At 68.9% G+C, this 14,985-nt stretch carries 15 protein-coding genes; 7 read left to right on the top strand and 8 right to left on the bottom strand.

Annotation, left to right across the window (positions count from 1 at the left end; all coding sequences use genetic code 11):
* Window positions 1-2: 2 nt before the first annotated feature.
* From NNJEOMEG_RS01045 to NNJEOMEG_RS01035, 3 genes are all read right to left on the bottom strand, one after another.
* A complete protein-coding gene (locus tag NNJEOMEG_RS01045; protein WP_173080451.1) occupies window positions 3-182 on the bottom strand; it encodes a hypothetical protein in 180 nt (59 codons plus the stop codon).
* A gap of 640 nt (window positions 183-822) precedes the next feature.
* The gene (locus NNJEOMEG_RS01040; protein WP_173080448.1) at window positions 823-1,374 is read right to left on the bottom strand and encodes an acetate uptake transporter; all 552 of its coding nucleotides are present in this window, start codon (window positions 1,372-1,374) and stop codon (window positions 823-825) included.
* A 134-nt stretch (window positions 1,375-1,508) separates the two neighbouring features.
* Entirely contained in the window at window positions 1,509-2,633 is a 1,125-nt protein-coding gene (locus tag NNJEOMEG_RS01035) for a DUF362 domain-containing protein (RefSeq protein WP_173080446.1), read from the bottom strand.
* A gap of 137 nt (window positions 2,634-2,770) precedes the next feature.
* Here NNJEOMEG_RS01035 and NNJEOMEG_RS01030 point away from each other — a divergent pair, with 137 nt between their 5' ends.
* Entirely contained in the window at window positions 2,771-3,196 is a 426-nt protein-coding gene (locus NNJEOMEG_RS01030; protein ID WP_173080444.1) for a hypothetical protein, read from the top strand.
* Window positions 3,197-3,312: 116 nt separating this feature from the next.
* Window positions 3,313-5,847: an ABC transporter permease gene (locus NNJEOMEG_RS01025; protein ID WP_173080442.1), complete on the top strand. Its 2,535-nt coding sequence runs from the start codon at window positions 3,313-3,315 to the stop codon at window positions 5,845-5,847.
* A 34-nt stretch (window positions 5,848-5,881) separates the two neighbouring features.
* Here NNJEOMEG_RS01025 and NNJEOMEG_RS01020 read toward each other — a convergent pair whose 3' ends face one another.
* Both NNJEOMEG_RS01020 and NNJEOMEG_RS01015 read right to left on the bottom strand, forming a co-directional pair.
* Window positions 5,882-6,406, bottom strand: a complete 525-nt coding sequence (locus NNJEOMEG_RS01020; RefSeq protein WP_173080440.1) for a hypothetical protein — start codon at window positions 6,404-6,406, stop codon at window positions 5,882-5,884.
* 10 nt (window positions 6,407-6,416) lie between these two features.
* The gene (locus NNJEOMEG_RS01015) at window positions 6,417-7,037 is read right to left on the bottom strand and encodes a recombination-associated protein RdgC (protein WP_173080438.1); all 621 of its coding nucleotides are present in this window, start codon (window positions 7,035-7,037) and stop codon (window positions 6,417-6,419) included.
* 142 nt (window positions 7,038-7,179) lie between these two features.
* Between NNJEOMEG_RS01015 and NNJEOMEG_RS01010 the strand changes: the two genes are divergently transcribed.
* Both NNJEOMEG_RS01010 and NNJEOMEG_RS01005 read left to right on the top strand, forming a co-directional pair.
* Window positions 7,180-7,386 carry a hypothetical protein gene (locus NNJEOMEG_RS01010; protein WP_173080436.1) on the top strand — a complete coding sequence of 69 codons (207 nt, stop codon included), beginning with the start codon at window positions 7,180-7,182 and terminating at the stop codon, window positions 7,384-7,386.
* A gap of 181 nt (window positions 7,387-7,567) precedes the next feature.
* Complete coding sequence (locus NNJEOMEG_RS01005; RefSeq protein ID WP_173080434.1) at window positions 7,568-8,926, top strand: ATP-dependent 6-phosphofructokinase; 1,359 nt, start codon at window positions 7,568-7,570, stop codon at window positions 8,924-8,926.
* Window positions 8,927-8,932: 6 nt separating this feature from the next.
* On the opposite strand, the gene NNJEOMEG_RS01000 is transcribed toward NNJEOMEG_RS01005, so the two are convergent.
* The 3 genes from NNJEOMEG_RS01000 to NNJEOMEG_RS00990 all read right to left on the bottom strand — a co-directional run bounded on the left by NNJEOMEG_RS01000 (window position 8,933) and on the right by NNJEOMEG_RS00990 (window position 11,280).
* Window positions 8,933-9,565: a class I SAM-dependent methyltransferase gene (locus NNJEOMEG_RS01000; protein WP_173080432.1), complete on the bottom strand. Its 633-nt coding sequence runs from the start codon at window positions 9,563-9,565 to the stop codon at window positions 8,933-8,935.
* Between the two features lie 3 nt (window positions 9,566-9,568).
* Window positions 9,569-10,795 (bottom strand): BtaA family protein, encoded by a 1,227-nt coding sequence (locus tag NNJEOMEG_RS00995; RefSeq protein ID WP_173080430.1) that lies wholly within the window; start codon window positions 10,793-10,795, stop codon window positions 9,569-9,571.
* Between the two features lie 95 nt (window positions 10,796-10,890).
* On the bottom strand, window positions 10,891-11,280 hold the full coding sequence (locus tag NNJEOMEG_RS00990) for a hypothetical protein (protein ID WP_173080428.1): 390 nt from the start codon (window positions 11,278-11,280) through the stop codon (window positions 10,891-10,893).
* Window positions 11,281-11,466: 186 nt separating this feature from the next.
* Between NNJEOMEG_RS00990 and NNJEOMEG_RS00985 the strand changes: the two genes are divergently transcribed.
* The 3 genes from NNJEOMEG_RS00985 to NNJEOMEG_RS00975 all read left to right on the top strand — a co-directional run bounded on the left by NNJEOMEG_RS00985 (window position 11,467) and on the right by NNJEOMEG_RS00975 (window position 14,657).
* Window positions 11,467-12,867, top strand: coding sequence for a DUF1800 domain-containing protein (locus NNJEOMEG_RS00985; protein ID WP_173080426.1), 1,401 nt, complete (start codon window positions 11,467-11,469; stop codon window positions 12,865-12,867).
* 62 nt (window positions 12,868-12,929) lie between these two features.
* Window positions 12,930-14,141: a DUF1501 domain-containing protein gene (locus NNJEOMEG_RS00980; RefSeq protein ID WP_173080424.1), complete on the top strand. Its 1,212-nt coding sequence runs from the start codon at window positions 12,930-12,932 to the stop codon at window positions 14,139-14,141.
* A 93-nt stretch (window positions 14,142-14,234) separates the two neighbouring features.
* The gene (locus tag NNJEOMEG_RS00975) at window positions 14,235-14,657 is read left to right on the top strand and encodes a hypothetical protein (protein WP_173080422.1); all 423 of its coding nucleotides are present in this window, start codon (window positions 14,235-14,237) and stop codon (window positions 14,655-14,657) included.
* Window positions 14,658-14,985: the final 328 nt, after the last annotated feature.

Here is a 14,985-nt window from a genome sequence, read left to right as displayed (position 1 = left end):
GGCTATTCCGGTTCTCCGGGCTTGCCCGGGTAGGGCTCGTGCGTGGTGATGGTGCGCAACACTTCAAGATAGATGCGAGAGAAATGTTCCGTGAAGTTGGAGGGCGAAATGCGCCCCGTCTCCACGAACTTCACCACGATCTCCTTGGCCACCTGAAGGGCCTTGTCCTGTATCTTGTCCACACGATCCTCGCGGGATGGAGTTCGGAAAAAACCGCCCGGGGGGAAATGGCCTTTGACCACCAAAGGACAACCGGGCGGAAAAAGAGAAATACCTTGAAGCACTCCCCTTTTTTTCAAACCCTACCACGCCCCCGCCCGGGAGTCGAGAGGCCCCGGCAGCCGGGGCCTAGGCGGCTGATAAAGTCGGCTTTGCGGCTTTGCCGCCCGTAAGCGTATCCCACAAACCCCGCTTCGGGGTTTGTCTTCAAGCTGAGGCCCCGGCAGCCGGGGCTCCGCCCCGGACCCCGGCAGGGCGCTGCCCTGCACCCGCCAGGGGGGAGCCCCCCCCTGGACCCGGCAGTTGCTTCGCGGGCTTCACCGGGCAAGGTGTCGGTGTGCGGCGGGGCGTCCCGGGACGCGCTCCGACCAACCGAACACGTCTGCGCCTGCCCTCTTCCGGCTCCGGGCCATGGATATTCTTCAAATATGTCCATGGCCCGGAGCCGGAAGAGGGCAGGCGCAGGCCACTTGTCAAACCAACCGGCCGAGCGGATTGACCGCCCCTGCCCTGCGCGAACCCCGGAGCGCGGAGGTTCTTCCGGTACAGACGTGCTCCGGGACTCGGAAAGGGCCGGGGCGGCCCTCGTCACGGCCCGAATCCCTAGAAGGGCAGCACCTTGCGGCCCTGCGCGGCCTCCAGCACCTCGGCAACGCCCAGGTAGAAGGCCGAGGCCCCGCAGACGATGCCCTCCCAGCCCGCGATGGTGCCGATCAGCGCCGATCCGGACCAGTCGCGCACGGCCAGCAGCATGAACAGCACCACGAGCGAGCCGAAGATGAAGCGCAGCACCGGGCTCTTGCCCTTGGTGCCCAGGAACATGAAGAAGGTGAACAGACCCCACACGAAAAGGTACCAGCCCATGTAGGCGTGCTCCGTGGGGCCGGTGATGCCCCACTTGGGGGCCACGATCAAAAACACCAGCGTCAGCCAGAACATGCCGTAGCTGGTGAAGGCCGTGTAGGCGAAGGTGTTGCCCTTCTTGTATTCCAGAATGCCCGCGATCACCTGGGCGATGCCGCCGTAGAAGATGCCCATGGCCAGAATCATGGCGCTGATGGGGAAGAATCCGGCGTTGTGGATGTTGAGCAGGATGGTGGTCATCCCGAAACCGAGAAGACCCACCGGTGCGGGGTTGGCTGTCTGCTGATCCATGGTCGTTTAATCTCCCTGGGAGGTAGGAAATGGGTGTTTCGGCGCGCGAACCCCGCGACGGCGACCGTTCGCCGCGCGGGGGACCGGGGCCGCCGCGCCCCGGAGTGATCTCGGAATGCCCGAAGGCCGTGTTCTCAGATTTCGACGAGTTCGTAGTTGGCCGTGCCCAGGCCGATCTCCTCGGCGTAGGTCAGCTGGAGGTCGCCCTTGGTGTGGCGCCAGAGGCCCTGGAACTTGTGTTCGCCCGGGGCCAGGTTGCAGGTGAGCTTGGAGCCCTTCAGCCCGGCCTGGCCGTTCACCAGGTCGAGGCAGGCCTTGTCGATGGCCACGGGGTCGCTGGAGGCCAGGATGCCGATGTCGGGCACGATGGGCGCGTCGGACCAGGAAGCGCAGTCGCAGTCCGGGGTGACGTTCACCAGAAAGTTGACGTAGCCGCAGCGGCCCTTCTTGTTCTTCACCGCGCCCAGGGCGTATTCCACCATCTTTTCGGTGAAGGGGCCGATCTCGGTGGCCCAGTCCATGGAGACGGCCTTGGGCTTGCAAACGGTGAGGCACTCGCCGCAGCCCACGCAGACCTTCTTGTCGATGGCGGCCTTTTGGTCGGCGAGGGTCACCGCGCCCTCGGGGCAGACCTTGAGGCAGTGGCCGCAGCCGATGCAGGCTTCGCGGTTCACCTGGAAACGGGGGGAGTGCTGGTCGCGCTTGCCGGCCGGGGGCGAGCAGCCCATGGCCAGGTTCTTCACGGCCCCGCCGAAACCCGCCATTTCGTGGCCCTTGAAATGGCTCACGGCCAGAAGCGAATCGGCGTCGAGGATGCCGGAGGCGATCTTCACGGACTGGAAATGCTTGCGGCGGATGGACACCTCGCGCCAGTCGTTGCCGCGCAGCCCGTCGGCCATGAGCACGGGCGCGCCCGCAGTCTCGGGGGTGAAGCCGTGGAGCGTCGCGGTGCGCAGGTGGTCCACGGCGTTGTGGCGCGAGCCGGAATAGAGTGTGGCGGTGTCGGTGAGGAAGGGGTTCGCGCCGTACTGGCGCAGCTTCTCCACCAGGGGGCGGATGAGCACGGGGCTCACGAAGGTGTCGTTGCCCAGTTCCCCGAAATGGACCTTCACGGCGGCCAGGGCCTGGCGCGCGGCCAGTTTTTTGAACCCGGCGAGGTCGAAGAGCCTGGCAAGGCGGGCGATCTTGTTCTCCTTGGGGCCTCGTGCGCGCAGGCTGGCGAAGTGGACCACGGACGGCTTGTCGGGGCGGGGGGCCATTGGGGGCTCCTTGATGAGATGGCGTGGGATTCTTTTGTGCCGGGAGTGGGCGGCGCGTCAAGCGCGACGTTGACATCTCCGGGGAAGCGTGGTGGGGGAGGCTGCTTGCCGGTTTACCGAGCATCCTGGAGGACGTCATGCAATTGAAAACAGCATTCGCCGCGATAGGCCTTTGCCTCGTGTTCGCCGCGCCGGGCCGTGTTCTGGCCTGGGATCAGGTGGCCCAGTACGGCCCCTATGCCCCCCCGCCGCCCCATGGATACTACCACGAGCGCGAGCGCGAACGCGACATCCGGCGCGAGGAGCGCCGCCGCGCCCGAGAATACCAGGAATGGTACGACGACCAGTGGCGCTACCGCACCCAGCGCTATTTCGGCGGCCAAGCCCTCACGCCGCGTCCGGGCGAAAGCTACGAATCGTTCGCGCGCAGGGCGCGCGTGGCGTGCAACAACCAGTGGAACAGTTGCGCCACATACTGCAACACCATCCGCGATCCGAACCGCCGCGCAGCCTGCGTGGCCAACTGCAACAACGAACTCTACGAGTGCAAGTCTGGATTCTAGCGTCAGCATCGGCGATGTTCACGAATCGCCACGATAAGCTCGTTACAAGCTGTTGAAGGAGAGGCCAGAGAGGAGACTTGCATAGAATGTTTCATCCCTGGCCCCGGAGGCTCTTTATGCCTTTTTCTCTTCCACTCCCCCTCGTCCTGGCCCGCCGCGAACTGCGCGGCGGGGTTCGCGGGCTTTGGACGTTTCTGGGCTGCCTGGGCCTGGGCGTGGCGGCCATCGCCCTGGTGGGCACGCTGTCGGAGGCGTTTCGGGCCTCGGTGTCGGAGCAGGCGGCCCAGTTGATGGGCGGCGACGTGGAGGTGAGCCTCTCCAACGCCCCCCTTGCCGACGCGGACCTGGCGCGCCTGGCGGCGCGTGGCCGCGTGGGGCGCGTGCTGGAGATGCGGGCCATGGCCTACGGCGAGGGGGAGGGCAGGCGGGCGCTCGTCTCGGCCAAGGCCGTGGACGGGGCCTGGCCGCTTCTGGGGACGCTGGAGACCGACCCGGCCCTGGAGCGGGACGAGGCCCTGGCAGAGCGTGACGGCGTGCACGGCACGGTGGTCCATCCGGACCTGCTGGAGCGCCTGGGCGTGCGCGTTGGCGATTTCATCGAGGTGGGCGACGCCCGCTTCCAGGTGCGCGCCGTGCTTCGGAGCGAGCCGGACCGGGCCATGCGCCTGCTGGCCTTCGGGCCGAGGCTTCTGCTCTCGGTGGAGGGCATGGAGCGCACGGGCCTGGCGCGGCCGGGCTCCATGGTGCGCCACGAGTACCGGCTGCTGCTGCCCTCCGGGGCGGACGCGGCCGAGACGGCCCGGGAGCTCAAGGAGTCCTTCGCGGACCCGGGCGTTCGGGTGCGCACGGCCTCGGAGGCCGCGCCCAGCATCCGCGACGGTTTCGGCAGGCTGGGCGGGCTCATGGCCCTGGTGGGCCTGTCGGCCCTGCTCCTGGGGGGGCTGGGCGTCTCGGAGGGCGTGGCGGGCTACCTGGAGGGCAAGACCCGGACCATCGCCACCCTGAAGGCCCTGGGCTCGCCCCGGCGGCTGGTGTTCTGGACGTTCTTCCCCCAGGTGCTGGCCCTGGCCCTGGCCGGGATCGGCCTTGGCCTGGCCGTCGGTGCAGCCGTGGGCTGGCTGGCCGCTCCGCTCCTTGGGAGCGTGCTGCCGGTGGAGCCCAAGCCGGGGCTCTATCCGCGCGCCCTGGGCCTGGCTGGGCTCTTCGGGCTCATCACGGCGGTGGCCTTCGCGCTGCCGCCGTTGTCGTCGCGGTTGCGTGTCTCGCCGCTCACGCTCTTCCGGGGCTACGTGGCCCCGGAGAAGGCCCGTCCCACGGGGGGGGCCGTGGCGGCTTCGGGGCTCCTTGCCGCGGCACTGAGCTGGCTGGTGCTGGCCAGTTCGCCGGACCCGCGTCTGGGTTGGGGGTTCCTGGGGGCCTGCGCGGCCTGCGCCGTGGCCTTCTGGCTGCTGGCGAAGCTCCTGACGCTCCTGGCGCGCGCCCTGCCCGAACCGCGCGACCCGCGCGTGGCCCTGGCCCTGCGCGGGTTGCACCGCCCGGGCAATCCGACGGGGGCGGTGGTGGCCTGCCTGGGCCTGGGGCTCACGGCGCTGTGCGCGGTGTCGCTGTCAGACGCCAACTTCCAGCACGCCATGAAAAGCGAGCTGCCCGCCCAGGCCCCGGCCTTTTTCTTTCTGGACGTGCAGCCCTACCAACTGGAGGAGTTCGAGGGCATCGTGCGCGGCGTGCCGGGCGTGACCCGCGTGGACGTGGCCCCCTCGCTGCGCGGGCGCATCGTGCGGGTGAAGGGCGTGCCGGTGGAACAGTTGGATGTGGCCGAGAACGTGGCCTGGGCCGTGCGCGGAGACAGAAGCCTGAGCTACTCCCGGGAGATGCCCCCGGATGCGCGGCTCACGGCCGGGGCGTGGTGGCCCGCCGACTACGCGGGCGAACCGCTGGTCTCCCTGGACGAGGAGGTGGCCAAGGGGCTGGGGCTTCGCGTGGGCGACACGGTGAGCGTGAGCGTGCTGGGGCGCGAGGTGGAGCTGAAGGTGGCGAGCCTGCGGCGCATCAACTGGCTCTCGCTTTCGCTCAACCACGTGTTCGTGCTCTCGCCCGGGGTGATCGACCAGGCCCCGCTGAGCTACCTGGCCACGGCCTACGTGGACCCGGCGCGTCCCGAGGCGTATTCGAAGGTCTATCAGGGCGTGAGTTCGCGCATGGGCAACGTGAGCATCCAGCGCGTGGACGAGGCCCTGGCGGACGTGGGGCGGCTGGCGGGGCAGATCGCGCTGGCGGTGCGGGCCTCGGCGGCGGTGACGCTCCTGGCGGGGCTCCTGGTGCTCTCGCAGAGCCTACGCGCGGCCATGGCGCGCCGCGTCTACGAGACGGTGGTGTTCAAGGTGTGCGGGGCCGGGCGTCGCGACGTGATGGGCATCATGCTGGTGGAGCACGGCCTGGCTGGGCTGGCGGCGGGCCTGGCCGCGCTGGCTCTGGGGTCCGGGCTCTCGTGGTTTTTCATCACGAGCTACCTGCAGGTGGAGTGGAGCTTCTTCGCGGGGCCCGTGCTGGGCGTGCTGGGAACGGCCATGGCGCTGACGCTGGCGATGTCCCTGGCCGGGATGTGGCGGGTGCTCTCCCAGAAGGCCGCGCCGTACCTGCGCGAGGAGTAGGGCGGGGGCGGCCCCGGGAGCGCGAAGGGAGGTGCTACTTCTCCTCCAGCCACTCCCGGAACGCGCGCAGTTCGTCGTTCCAGTCGGGGGAGAGGCGGACCTTGAGGAACTGCGTGAAGAGTTCGTCCACGTAGTCCATGCACTGCTCCACGAGCATCATCTTCTCCAGGAAGGCTGCGTCGGGGTCGTCGCCGTCTTCGAGGCGGGTCTCGATCTTGGGGGTCTTGAGCCCGGAGAGCGAGAACGAGTCCGCGTCCAGGAGCACCATCCAGGTGTTGCCGTCGCGCTCGAAGCGCAGAAGGGACTTGTCCACCAGCTTGCCGTTGCGCAGGCCGAGCTTGGCCTCGGTGAATTCCGCGTGCGGCCCCGTGACCACCGCCTTCTCCACGTTCTCCCCCGAGCCGCCGCGCACCGAGAGGCGCTGCTCCAGGAAGACGTTCAACTCCCCGCCGTCCTTGAGCGTGAAGTTCCAGCCGTTCTTTTCCGAGCGGAACCACAGCCACGTGAGGAAATCCTGCCCGACCACCGGGGCCTGGAGTGCGGCCTTGATGAGATCCATGGCGCTGCTCCTACCGGCCCGCGAAGGGGCTCTGTTCGAGTTCGTCGATCATGGCGTGGCGGGACGCGTCCGCGAGACGCCGGGCAAGGAAATAGGGGTCCAGGGGCTCCAGGGTGAGGTTGAAGCTTAACTTGAAGTAGTCTTCGAAGAGGGTCTTCACCTTGGAGTTGGTGGTGGCCAGGTAGACGCGGTTGGAGCGCAGGTTCCACACGGCGTCGAAAACGGCCGGGATGGGCAGGAAGCGGGCGCGCAGCTTCAAGGCCACCTGGTCCTTGAGCTCCTGCTTGCGGTCCTTGGTGATGAAGGTCTTGCCCGTTTCCTTCATGGCTTCCTTCTCGGCCTTGAGGGCCAGCTGGAAGTGCTTCTTGAACACGGCCGGGGGCACGCGGCGGGTGTCGAGCCGCAGGGAGAAGGCCAGGAAGTGGGCCTTTTCCGGGGGCGCGGCGCGCCAGAAGGGGTCCAGCCAGTCTTCCAGGCAGACCCAGCCGTAGCTGCGCTCGTCGCTGGTGTCGTCGATGTCGCGGAAGGAATACCTGGCCAGCAGCTCGGGGAGCTGGGCCGCCAGTTGGCCGGTCATTTCCTCCACCACGGCGTAGCGGGTGAAGCTGCCGCTGGTCGAAAGCAAGCCCACGGGGACCTCCAAAGGATGCTTGAGGGGGCGCGGATCGCCCCGTCTCGGCCTGGAGGGTCTATCGTCTTTTGGCGCGTCGCGCCAGTCCGGAAGGGTGGCCCGGAATATGCAAATAATCCTCCTGAAAACGGAGGGTATGAACATGTCGCCGGTGTGGAGCGTTTCCAGCGCAAAGGGCCGGATCAGCTTCGGATCCCGGTCGCGCGAGATGATCACGGCCAGGGGCTGCAACGAGCCCTTCAAGGGGTCCTTCTGGTGTCCCGGGCGCAAGTGGTTCTCCAAGGAGCCCTGCCCGTTCTCCAGCAAGGCCGAGTGCGACAACTACCGCCGCATGTGCGGGGCCATCTGAAAAGGTCCCTGGGTTATGACGAAAATGAAACATACTGACAATAATAGCGGCATTCAGACAATTTTGTAGACGCCGTGCCCGGCGGAAGGCTCGCGCGAGAGCCGTCCCGCCGGGGCGGCATTTCATTTTCCTCCGCGATGGGGTAGGAAGCCCTCAAGCAGGACCAACCACCGGAGGACCCATGCCCAGCCGCGCCAAACCCAAAGGCCTCGACACCCGCATCCCCGTCCTGGGGCCGGCCAAGGTGGAATCGCCCCTGACCTACTGCCACTTCGTCTCCGACGAGCAGCGCGTGCCCATCCGCCTCTCCCCCGAGGACCTGGACGACGGCTCCCAGGAATCAGATGTGCTCTTCGAGCCCGCCGGGCCGCGCGACACCATCTATTTCGATTCCTCCAAGGTGAAGGCGGCCATCGTCACCTGCGGCGGCCTGTGCCCGGGCATCAACGACGTGATCCGGGCCATCGTGATGGAGGCGCGCCACAACTACAACGTGGCCGCCACCCTGGGCATCCGCTACGGACTGCAGGGCTTCATCCCAGAGTACGGCCACCAGATCATGGAGCTGGACCACCGCAACGTCTCAAACATCCACGAGTTCGGCGGCACCATCCTGGGTTCCTCGCGCGGGCCCCAGAAGCCAGAGGACATCGTGGACGCCCTGGAGCGCTCCAACATCGGCGTGCTCTTCGTCATCGGAGGCGACGGCACCCTCAAGGCCGCCAGAAAGATCTACGAGGAGGTCACGCGGCGCGGGACCAGGATCTCCGTCATCGGCGTGCCCAAGACCATCGACAACGACATCTCCCTGGTCACCCAGTCCTTCGGCTTCGACACGGCCGTGGAGAAGGCCACCGAGGCCATCCGCTGCGCCCACACCGAGGCCATCGGGGCCAAGAACGGCATCGGCCTGGTGAAGCTCATGGGGCGCGAGTCCGGGTTCATCGCGGCCCAGGCCACCCTGGCCCTCAAGGAGGTCAACTACGTCCTCGTGCCCGAGGACCCCTTCGAGCTGCATGGCGAGCACGGCCTGCTTCCGGCCCTGGAGCGCCGCCTGGCCGACCGCCGCCACGCCGTCATCGTGGTGGCCGAGGGCGCGGGACAGCACCTGCTGCGCCAGAGCGGACAGACCGACGCCTCGGGCAACCTTGTGCTGGGCGACGTGGCCAAGCTCCTCACCAGCGAGATCGGGGCCTACCTGGGCGAGCGCGGCATGCCCCACACCATCAAGTACATCGACCCCAGCTACATCATCCGTTCCGTGCCCGCCAACGCCAACGACCGCGTCTACTGCGGCTTCCTGGGCCAGTTCGCCGTGCACGCGGCCATGGCGGGAAAGACGGGCATGGTGGTCAGCAAGGTCTACGGACGCTTCGTGCACCTGCCCTTCGATTTGGTGACGCGCAGGCGCAAGAAATTGGACCTCACCTCGGACTACTGGCGGGCCGTGTTGGAATCAACGGGGCAGTTCGCCATCTCGCCCATGAGCAAGAAGGGGTCTCCGGCCTGCCCGATCACGGGCGAGATGGTGCGGACCTAGAGGGGGTCAGGCGGGTTTTTCCAGCCAGGCCAGGCAGGCGTAGCCGCCGCGCACGCGGTCCACGGTGAGGCGCGCCCCGGAGGCGCGCTCCATGGCGCGCAGGCGGGGCAGGAGCCCGGCCCGGGGGTGCACCCCGAAGAGCGCCAGCCAGCGCGCGTGGAGCGCCTCCAGCCAGTCCGGCAGGCCGCCCTGGCCCCAGAAATCAACCACGGCCAGCGTGCCGCCCGGGGCCACGGCGTCCCAGCCGGCGTCCAGGGCCTGTTCCCACTCCGGGATCATGGAGAGGCAGTAGGAGTAGAACACCGCGTCGAAGCGCTCCCTGCCGAACGCGCACAGGCAGTCCGGCGATTCGGCCGGGCGCAGGGCCAGGGACGCGCCGGTGCCGCGCAGGGTGCGCCCGGCGGTTTCGAGCATCTTGCCCGAAACGTCCAGTCCGCAGAGCTTCAGGTCCGGGCGCAGGCGCGCCAGGGCCGCCAGGTTGCGCCCCGTGCCGCAGCCCATCTCCAGCACGCTGCCGCCCCTGGGCACGCGCAGGTCCTCCAGGAGCCTGTCGCGCCCCAGCAGGTAAAAGCGGCGCGTGGCGTCGTAAATATGCCGCTGGAAGCCGTAGAGAGCGTCCATGCGCCGTGTCTGTTCCATGGCTCATCCCTCCATCACGTAGAGATGGACCGCCCCGTAGATGGCGCAGCGTTCTTTGGCCCCCAGCTCCCTGGAGCGCTCCCGTTCGTGCCGGAACCGCCGCGACAGGGAGGGGGGAAGGGCCGCCTCCAGGGGCGAGTCCCAGGCCCCGGTGCGGAAGACCACCCTCGCGCCGGGCCGCGCCGTGCGTGCGATCTGCGTCCAGAGGCGGCGCAGCGCCTCGGGGGTCATCCAGTCCTGGGCGTCCAGGAGCGCGTAGCGGTCCAGGGAGCGGGCGGGGGTGCGCTCCAGGCGGGCCTGGAGGCTGTCGTGGAACACGCGGGCGCGGGGGGCCTGCTCCTGGAGTTCGCTGAAGCGTTCGGGGCGCAGGTAGTCCGGCAGGGCCTTACGGCGCGCGGTGTCGTAGCGCCTGGAGAAGGCCTGCCAGGCGAAGGGGTTGTCGGCCACCGGGAAGGCGCAGGCCAGGCGCTCCACGCGGCGGCGGTATTCGTCCAGGAGGCCGCCGGGGCACTCTCCGTCCAGGGCGCGCAGCTGCTGGGGCGGCACGCCCAGGCTGAAGAGCGCCGGGGAGCAGCGGGAGAGCAGCCGCACGGGCAGGCTCTCGAAGAGGGGCTCCAGTTCGCGGCGATAGGCCTCGCGCTGTTCCTCCAGAGTGGCGGCCTTCAGGATGCGCGCGGGGTCGCGCCCCGCGAGACGGCACAGGGCGCGCAGGAGGCCCAGGAAGCGGCCGGTGCGGGAGCGGTCGTAGAGGTTGTCGCGGAACATGGCGATGCGCGGTCCGGCCAGAGGGTTCGGGCGCGTGGACCAGTAGCGGGCCGTTTCCGGAGGCAGGGCGGGTTCGATGTGCTCTCGGTAGGCGCGCGGGTTGTCCGGGTGTCCGCCCAGGCCGAAGAAGCGGAAGAAAGCCTCGTGGCCGGGGAGGCGCCGGGCGGCCTCCAGCTTGAGGCGGCTCAGGTGCACGTGGTGGGCGTTGAGGTCCACGGCCGTGACGGAGCGCGCCCCGGCCAGCAGGTAGTGGCAGACGTTGCAGCCGCCGGAGGCGATGGAGAGCACGTCGTGCTCCGGGCCGATCTCCAGGGCTTCCAGGTCCACGCGGGGGTCTTCCCATATCTGGTTGTAGACCATCCCCGAAAACCACCAGCAAAAAAGACGTTCCAGCAGGCCCTGGCGGCTTAGGGTCGGATGCTGGCGCACGGCGGCTCCCAGGAGCGCGGCGCTTTGGTTCGGCATGGTTCCTCCGGCGTGTGACGCTTGGTCGACGCTAGGCCCAGGCCGTTACGGACCTGTGACGCCGGGGCGCTTTTCCGGAGGAACCGGCTGACCGGCTAGTTGTTCTTCTTCTTGTTCCCCTTGACGTAAGGGTTGTCCTTCCATGGCTGGCCGGGCTCGCCGTCGAACTCCCTGTATTTGCCCAGGGCGCCGGGGGGCAGCCCAGGCGGCAGGCCCCCCTGCCGCCAGTGGCCTCCCTGGAAGAAGTAGTAGAGGCCCGAGGCCGGGTCCATGTAGAGGTTCTGGGCCGGGTAGTAGCGGTAGCGCTGCTTGGCCCGGTAGCCGTGGGCCGGCGCCCAGGGGGGCGGTCCGCCGGACTTGCCCTGCCCAGGAGGGCCGTACTGGTCGTAGCCCTGGGGAGGCGCGTCCTTCTTCTTGGCCATGGACGCATCGGGCGCGGCCATGGCCAGGGCCAGAAACAGGATCGTCGGGATGGTTGGCTTCATGGCGACCTCCTGGCACGGAGCATAACACGGATACGGTCCGCCGCACCAGGGAAACGGTTTGAAATTTGCCAGGCCTGGCGCTATCATCGGTTCATGTTCCCACGCCGCGCCGTCCTGTGCTTCGTCCTCGCGCTGGCGTTATGCCCAGCGGCTCCGGCCGGGGCCGAGCCCCTGAGCCAGGAGGCCATGGCAGTGCATGTGCTGGACCGCCTCTCCTTCGGCCCCTATCCCGGCGAGATCGAGCGCGTGCGCGCCATGGGCTGGCAGGTCTACGTGGAGGAGCAGCTGGCCCCGGAGAAGATGGCCCTGCCGCGCGCGCTCACCGATCGCCTGGCCGCCCTGCCCACCCAGTCCATGGACACCGTGGCGCTCTTTCGCGCCTACGGCCCCAAGCCTCCGGGAGGCCCGCGCAAGACGCCCACCCTGGACGAGATCAACCAGGCCAAGGAAAAGGCCGCCGTGATCCAGAACGAGGCCGCCGAGGCCAGGCTGTGGCGGGCCATCCTCTCGCCGCGCCAGCTGGAGGAGCTGCTCGTGGGCTTCTGGTGCAACCATTTCAACGTGCCCGCCTCCAAGGGGCTGGCCCACCTCTGGGTGGGCAGCTTCGAGCGCGAGGCCGTACGGCCCCACGTCCTGGGCCGCTTCGAAGACATGCTCCTGGCGGCCACGCGCCACCCGGCCATGCTCATCCACCTGGAGAACTGGCTCTCGGCCTCGCCGGAGAGCCCGGCTGGCAAGGCCCTACAGCGTCCCCTGGCGGAACTGCACGCCAGGGAGCTGCTCTCGAGCCACACCATGGGGGCCGACGCCAAGCCGAAGGCCCAGGACGTGCAATCCCTGGCGCTCATCCTGGCCGGATGGACCGTCGGCTCTCCGCGCACCCCCCAGGACGGCGGCGGCTTCACCTTCGACGAGCGCCGCCACGACATGCGCGACAAGCCCTTCCTGGGCCAGACCGTCAAGGGGCAGGGCGTGGCCGAGGGCGTGGAGGCCTTGAAGCTTCTGGCCGCCCGACCCGAGACGGCCCGCAGCCTGGCGGGCAAGCTGGCGCGGTTCTTCGTGGCCGACGCGCCTCCCCGGGAACTGGAGGAGCGCCTTGCCAAGGCCTGGCTGGACAGCGGAGGCGACCTGCGCGTCGTGCTGGGGGCGCTCTTCGCCTCGCCGGAATTCGCGGACGCGCGTTTCGCGGGGACCAAATTCAAGAACCCCGAGCGCTGGCTGGTCTCGGTGGCGCGGGCCGCCTCGCGCCCCGTGGTCGAGACGCGCAGCCTGGCCGAACACCTGGAATGGCTGGACATGCCCCTCTACGACGCTCCGGGCACGTCGGGCTTCCGCGACGCGCAGGAGGCCTGGCTCACGGCCGAGGGGCTGCTCAAACGGCTGAACCTGGCGGTGCAGGCGGGGCAGGGGGGCTTGCCCTGCTGGTCGCCCGGGACGTGGCGCGCCCTGGAGCCCCTGGACGCCCAGACCCTGGCCGCCGTCATGGGGCGCACGCCGTCGCCGGATACGGCCCAGGCCCTGCGGGACGCGGCCCCGGACCTCAAGGCGGGCGTTTTCCTGGGCTCGCCCGAGGCGCAGAGGCACTAGCACATGGCCGCGCACGTCACGAACCCCGGCGCGCATCCGGCGCGCGTTCTTCGGAGGAGACCGTGAAACGCAGGGATTTCCTGTCGGCCATGGCCGTGGGGGCAATGGGGGGGCTGATCCCGGCCCCGGCGCGCGCCCAGGCGTCCCGGCGGCTGGTGGTCTTCTTCCTGCGCGGCGGCCTGGACGGGCTTTCGGCCCTGGTTCCCCTGGAGGAGCGCTGGTACTGGCAGGCCAGGCCTTCCATCGCCATCCCGCCCCCGGGGGAGCCGGGCGGCGCGCTGCCCCTGGCGAAGGGCTTCGGGCTGCACCCTGCACTGGAGCCCCTGCGCAGGCTCTGGGACGAGAAACTCCTGGCCGTGATCCCCGCCTGCGGGCTGCCCTCGCCCGTGCGCACCCATCCCGAAGCCCAGCGCGACATGGAGAGCGGCCTGCCCGGCGACCGCCACGCGGCCGAGGGCTGGATGTCCCGGCTGCTGCCGCTCCTGGAGAAGAACGCCAAGGGGCTCACCCTGGCGGTGAGGCCGCCCCTGATCGGGCAGGGCAAGCCGGGCCTGCGCAACGTGCAGCCCACGGGCTATCCGCCTTCCATCTGGCGGCTGGAGCGCCCCGCGGCCTTCGCGGCCTTCGACGCGGCCTACAAAGGCATGGACGCCCTGGGGCGCATGTACCGCCAGTCGCAGATCACGCTGCGCAACAAACTCGTGGAACTGGACCGTGAAATTTCCGTGTCCGCCGGGGGTGCGCCTTCGGTGCACGCCCTGCCGCAGCTGGCCGGACAGGTGGCGGACTACCTCTCCAAGGCGCCGGACGCGCGTCTGGTCTTCGCGGCGCTGGGGGGCTTCGACGCTCATTTCCAGCAGGGCGCGGGCTCGGGCAGGCTGGCGGAGGCGTTTCTCTCGCTGGGCAAGGGCATGGAGGCCATGGCCAAGGCCCTGGGGCCGGACCTGGAGCGCACGGCGGTGCTCTTCCTGAGCGAGTTCGGGCGCAGCCTGCGCGAGAACGAGTTCTCGGGCACGGACAACGGCTACGCCACCCTGTGCATGGTCCTGGGGGGCGGCGTGGCCGGGGGGGCGCTGCACGGCCCATGGCCCGGGCTCGCCCCGGACAAGCTGGCCGACGGCCTGGACCTGGCCGTCACCGTGGATTTCCGTGAGCCCCTGGCCGAGATCGCCCAGCGCCACCTGGGCCTGGACCGGGCCGCCCTGGCTCAGATCCTGCCGGGCTACATGCCCACGGGCGCGATTCGCAGCCTCTTCAACGCCCCGCCCTCTTAAGTTTCCCGTCCGCCTGCCGAACAGAGACCTTGGGAAAGGGCCGCGCCGCGTGGCGTGGTTGACACGGATGTCCTCTAGCCCAAGGAGCCATGCATGGCCAAAATCATCTCATTGCGGGAATTCGCGCGTTCGCGGGGCGTCCCTCCCCCGGCCGCGCGGGAGATTCCCCCGGACGGCGAACCCTACATCAACGACAGCCAGGTTTGGTCCAAGGATTACAGCAAACTGGAGAACGTCGTCTTCGGCGTGCTGAAAATCCGCGAGGTGCTCAACTACTACCTCTACTACGAGGACGTGTGGGCCTACCTCATCCTCAACCTTCTGGACGCAGCGGCCATGGCCACGCCGGAGGACCATACGGAGCTGCACGAGGCCGTGGCGCATCTTCGCAACTACATCGTGCAGGCCGTGGACGCCTCCAACCGTCGGAACATGTTCGCGGCGCTGCTCATCCTGGACCTCATCGAGAAGGCTCCGGGATTCAAAGCCCAGGTCATGGGTTTGCCGCAGGATTGATGCCCGGCGCGGCGGCGCGCCAGCCGTGAGCGCCTGACGGGCGCGATGGCATCAGGGGGCGCGTCGGCAGACGGCGCCTGCCCCGCGCGACAGGGAGGAAAACGCGACGGTCCGGCCGGAAACGGTCCGGACTGTCGCGTTTTGCTTTGGCGCGCGAAGGGGCGGCCCATGCGCCGGGCAGGCTGGTGAACCGGGCCGCGCGCCACTAGTGCAAGTGTTCCGAGGGAGTGTCCGGAGCCGGTCAAAGTGCCCCAAGGCCTTCCTTGTCCGCACCAGGGGGGCGGGAATGTCCGTCGTCCATGCTCCGGTTCCGCAGGAAGGCTGGCGT

The organism is Fundidesulfovibrio magnetotacticus, assembly GCF_013019105.1.
GTDB lineage: Bacteria > Desulfobacterota > Desulfovibrionia > Desulfovibrionales > Desulfovibrionaceae > Fundidesulfovibrio > Fundidesulfovibrio magnetotacticus.
Note: the sequence above shows the minus strand (reverse complement) of the source record. Positions and strands in the feature narration are given on the sequence as shown.